Origin of the sequence: Sulfurirhabdus autotrophica (assembly GCF_004346685.1) — a bacterium.
Taxonomy (GTDB): Bacteria; Pseudomonadota; Gammaproteobacteria; order Burkholderiales; family SMCO01; genus Sulfurirhabdus; species Sulfurirhabdus autotrophica.
In genome coordinates this window covers 1-4,141 of the sequence record NZ_SMCO01000042.1, presented here as the reverse complement: position 1 = coordinate 4,141, position 4,141 = coordinate 1, and the positions used below count along the sequence as shown (strand labels likewise).

The window sequence follows — 4,141 nt, the reverse complement described above, 5'->3', positions numbered from 1 at the left end:
AATGGCAAGTCACACCTCAAAAATTCAACAACAGCAACTATGCGTGGAAAAACGTCAGGAAATGGCGCGGGGTGGCCTGAATTGGCCGTCCGTGGGTGAAGGTGCAATAACTGGGGATGAATAAGGGATTTGACCGTTTGTAAATACGGGGAAATCAGAGGACCAATAACTGAGTAACCCCATAAGATTTCCAACAACATGACACCAGTGGTTGCATGGAGTTTGCACCGTAACAAGTTTTGCCGTATCTGTGCTGGTAACAGACTGATCGTTGTCTAATGCCACACTCTGTTGTTCGTCGAGCAACAAGTCGGCCACAGCTTCTTTGTTAAACGTCCAGCCGCCAACGTTGATCACGAGTGTGATCACGAGCAGAAAAATAGTGTGACGAATATATCTCTTCATGTCTTATCTTTGAATGACATCAACTCACGCCTTCGGCATGAGATAGCGCATGTATTTTAACCATTCCCTAGTCACAACTCTGGTCTGACGACTCGGTTTTGGCTACTTCAGCAAAAGATCGCATTGACACAGTAATAGACAACACCGCTAAAAATATATATTTATTCATTCCAATCTCCTATGGCAATTGAATCAAACTCAGGATTAGGTTAAACGAGTCAGTCAACCTTGCTTCAAGTCATTACGTTTTAACAAGTACTCTTCGCGATCGATTTCTCCTCGAGCATACCTTTCTTCCAGGACGGCCAGCGCATCGGGCTTTTTGTCACCATCCGTGGCGTTCGAAAGACGGCTTCCCATCAGATACTTCACCACCACCAGCACCAGCAATATCGGAATCAGCCAGAAAAACGCCATCCCTAGCCACCCCAACCAATGCCAGCCCATACCGTAACCGTCATAATTCATCCACATTCTGTGCTCCTTCAATATAGGTACTGGGTAGCCTGCCTCAATGAAACCGCTATCGCGAGGTAACTCTCCTACTTAGCGGCATTAGCCTGCATATATCCGAGAACTACTTGCAACTCCTCTGGAGTCGGCGCGGCAATAGCCATACCGCTGTTTTGCTTCATCCATTGCATGCGCGCATTCATGCGTCCTACCACCGGCGCCCATCCGGGGGCACTGTGCAGAGCAGGCGTGGGAATGCCATGGCACTGCGTACAGTACTGATTGACCAACCGCGCCCCTGAGGACTGGGGTTCCGGCAACTGCGCCGGATCTACACCACGCGGCATCGCTCCACCCATCATCATGCCTTCCGTCATGCCACCCCAACGGCCACCGCACATGCCTTGCGCCAATTTCTGGCCAGTTGCGCCTCCCTTCGACAAAATCTGCATGTCGAAGGGGTTGTCTTCAGCCTGTGCAACATGAACTGTAGATAGACAAATTGCAACCGCTGCGCCGGCAGCCATTTTTGAAACAGTTTTGCTTTTTCCCATGATTTACCTCCTTACCATACAGATCAGAAGAAACAATTTCCTTGTGGAAAACCTACAAAGCTTGAAGTGCTTTAACCAGCTTTAGCCTAACCTCACTGGCCAACGCTGTGATTTCAGGCTTGCCAACCAGATCCATTACCGCATTCGGATCCATGAATTCCACATGAACCTCCCCGGCTTCATCCTGCCGCACCACGACGTTACAAGGAAGGAGCAAACCGATGGATGCTTCGCTTTCCAGAGCGCGGTGCGCCAAAGGTGGATTACACGCACCCAGTATTCGGTAAGGCGACATGTCCAGGTTGAGCTTCTTCTTCATTGCGCCCGCGATGTCAATATCGGAGAGTATGCCGAAGCCCTCGCCCCGGAGTGCTTCGGTCACATGCCAAATCGCGTCGTCGAATGACTTGTTAACGGTTTTTCCGAATCCGTACTTGATCATTTTGGTGCTCCTTTCGTCCAGTTAAAATATACTTCACAATAACGTCTGTCATGTAAGACCCTTCAGCAACCCCAGCATTTCCTTATAGTGTCCTCCCGCCCGATCCATGGCGAACTGATACATCAAAGCATTCCCGGTAAATTTGGCCATCTCTACATCCATTTCAACGGTATTACCATCAATACTGGCCTGTTGGGGAACATGATATTTCAGCGGAATGCTGGAATATCGAATTGTTGCCTGATGGGACAAGTGTCCTGCGGAGGTTGCCAAAAGTTTTCCAGCCAACCCTAGCACTATCGTCCTCGAAATACGCAATGCTTCCTGAAAATCAATATCGACTGCCTTGTAACCGGGCGTATCTGCATTTGCGATATTCGATGCCAAAAGCTGCTGACGATAGGCTCGCAGCCCCAGTGCAATTTCATGAACCTCTTCACCACCTTCTTTCTGTTGCAGCCCCGTTAGGGGAATGTGTCCGGCTTCATTGACCGACGACAAGGAATTTACTGTTGGGGCCGTCTCTTGGGGAAGTGCCGCGTTAGCTAAAGCTAGCTTATACGCAGCAGAGAACGTCTGCGTTGCTCCCTGACTTGAAAAATCATTTTCAGCTGCCAAGGGGAGGGCGCTATAGGTTACATTACCTATTCCATTTATCTGACTCATAAGTCATCTTTTGATCATTAAAGTCCAAAAATATGGCGCCTGCCGTTCCATGAGCGCCCGCTAGCTCTGTTACACATCATCACGTTTCTGCTGGTGTTTCCGCAGGTTTACCTCATGCAAGTCGACCATCCAAACCCCCTGCACGTGTCTCGTTTAATCAAACAGTTCGCGCAGAAAAGACTTATGTTGCCTGTCCCGATGGTCGTCATCGCGGTAATAGCGTTCCTGTCTCACCGTTTCGCGTGCTCTGTCAGGGGAATCAACGCGTGACCTGTCGCTGGCCTGTCGCTCCGCATACTCGATAAACTTGTCCAACTCGCCGCGATCCAGCCACACACCGCGACACTCAGGGCAATAATCGATTTCAATTGCCTGTCGCTCGGTCATCACCAGATTCACTTCTTTACATATCGGGCATTTCATTTTTTAATTTCCATCTATCAACAATGACATGACTTGTCCTTCCGTCAAGCCATCCACGGCAATGACGCGCGCATCATTAACAATCAATACAGGGCAATGACGAATATTGAACCGCTCCACGAGCTCAGGGTGCTCCTCAGCGTAATAACGCTCAAAGGTAAGTCCCAAATCGTTCAATTCCTTCTCAATAAAGTCACAGTGACATGTATAGGTAGTAATGAGTTTTAGTTCCAAAATGTTTCTCCTGCTACCAATGTATATTACTCAAAGTTATTACCAACCCGAAGACACGCCAAGTTTCCTGGCTACAGACCACATTACTGCGTTGTTATGTACGTAACATGCGCAACCCACTCGCAATTACCACAAACTCGCTGATCTCATGCGCGATCACCGCCATCGGTAAGGTAAAGACTCCTGCGACAGCCCCTGCAACCAAACTCCCAATCACAATGATCGACAGTCCGAGATTCTGCTCAATTACCCGCTGGTTCCGATGGCTGAGCGCTACGGCATAAACCAGCCGGGAAAGATCATCCCCCATCAGGGCCATGTCCGCCGTTTCCAATGCCACATCGGTTCCTGCCGCACCCATGGCGATACCTACGTGTGCAGCTGCCAACGCTGGTGCATCGTTCACACCGTCGCCGACCATTGCAACCTTGCCGTAGCGCGCGGTCAATTCGGCAACCTTGAGTGTTTTACCTTCAGGCGAGAGTTCCGCGTGCACTTCATCTACACCCACTTGTTGCGCAATAGCTGCTGCTGTAAGTGAATTATCTCCGGTCAACATCACAACCATTTCTATACCTGCCTGTTTCAGATCGGCGATGGCTTGCACAGCTTCCGGCCGTAGCGGGTCAGCAATGGCTATCATGCCGTGAAGCTCACTTTCAGTTCCAAGCAAGACTACTGTCTTGCCTTGGCTCTGTAATTTCGCTATCTGTGGCGAAACAGTTTCAATTGAAAGTCCTAGTTCGATAAACAGTTTAGGGTTGCCGATGTATAGCTGTTCCCCTCCAACATTTCCCCGTGCGCCTGAACCAGTCATCGACTGAAAATCTTCAACTGGGCGAGACTGTATGCCGTCGGACTTGGCGCGATTCAAAATTGCCTGAGCCAGCGGATGTTGCGAACGAGACTCCAACGCTGCTGCCCCAGCCAAAATCAGAACTTCAGAATAGCCATTGAGCGCAAC

8 protein-coding genes are annotated in these 4,141 nt (G+C 49.6%); all 8 read right to left on the bottom strand.

The features are described from left to right. Window positions 1–54 precede the first annotated feature (54 nt). Window positions 55–405, bottom strand: coding sequence for a hypothetical protein (locus EDC63_RS18250; RefSeq protein WP_124946857.1), 351 nt, complete (start codon window positions 403–405; stop codon window positions 55–57). 222 nt (window positions 406–627) lie between these two features. Further along, window positions 628–879: an SHOCT domain-containing protein gene (locus EDC63_RS18245; protein WP_124946856.1), complete on the bottom strand. Its 252-nt coding sequence runs from the start codon at window positions 877–879 to the stop codon at window positions 628–630. A 68-nt stretch (window positions 880–947) separates the two neighbouring features. Then, window positions 948–1,412, bottom strand: a complete 465-nt coding sequence (locus tag EDC63_RS18240; RefSeq protein WP_124946855.1) for a hypothetical protein — start codon at window positions 1,410–1,412, stop codon at window positions 948–950. Window positions 1,413–1,464: 52 nt separating this feature from the next. Further along, window positions 1,465–1,794 carry a DUF302 domain-containing protein gene (locus EDC63_RS18235; RefSeq protein WP_223272301.1) on the bottom strand — a complete coding sequence of 110 codons (330 nt, stop codon included), beginning with the start codon at window positions 1,792–1,794 and terminating at the stop codon, window positions 1,465–1,467. Between the two features lie 108 nt (window positions 1,795–1,902). Further along, a complete protein-coding gene (gene flgB, locus EDC63_RS18230) occupies window positions 1,903–2,520 on the bottom strand; it encodes a flagellar basal body rod protein FlgB (protein ID WP_124946853.1) in 618 nt (205 codons plus the stop codon). Between the two features lie 153 nt (window positions 2,521–2,673). Further along, window positions 2,674–2,943, bottom strand: coding sequence for a TFIIB-type zinc ribbon-containing protein (locus EDC63_RS18225; protein WP_124946852.1), 270 nt, complete (start codon window positions 2,941–2,943; stop codon window positions 2,674–2,676). Between the two features lie 3 nt (window positions 2,944–2,946). Beyond that, the gene (locus EDC63_RS18220) at window positions 2,947–3,177 is read right to left on the bottom strand and encodes a glutaredoxin family protein (protein WP_124946851.1); all 231 of its coding nucleotides are present in this window, start codon (window positions 3,175–3,177) and stop codon (window positions 2,947–2,949) included. 94 nt (window positions 3,178–3,271) lie between these two features. Next, on the bottom strand, window positions 3,272–4,141 hold an 870-nt coding region (locus tag EDC63_RS18215), incomplete at its 5' end, for a heavy metal translocating P-type ATPase (protein ID WP_132920983.1).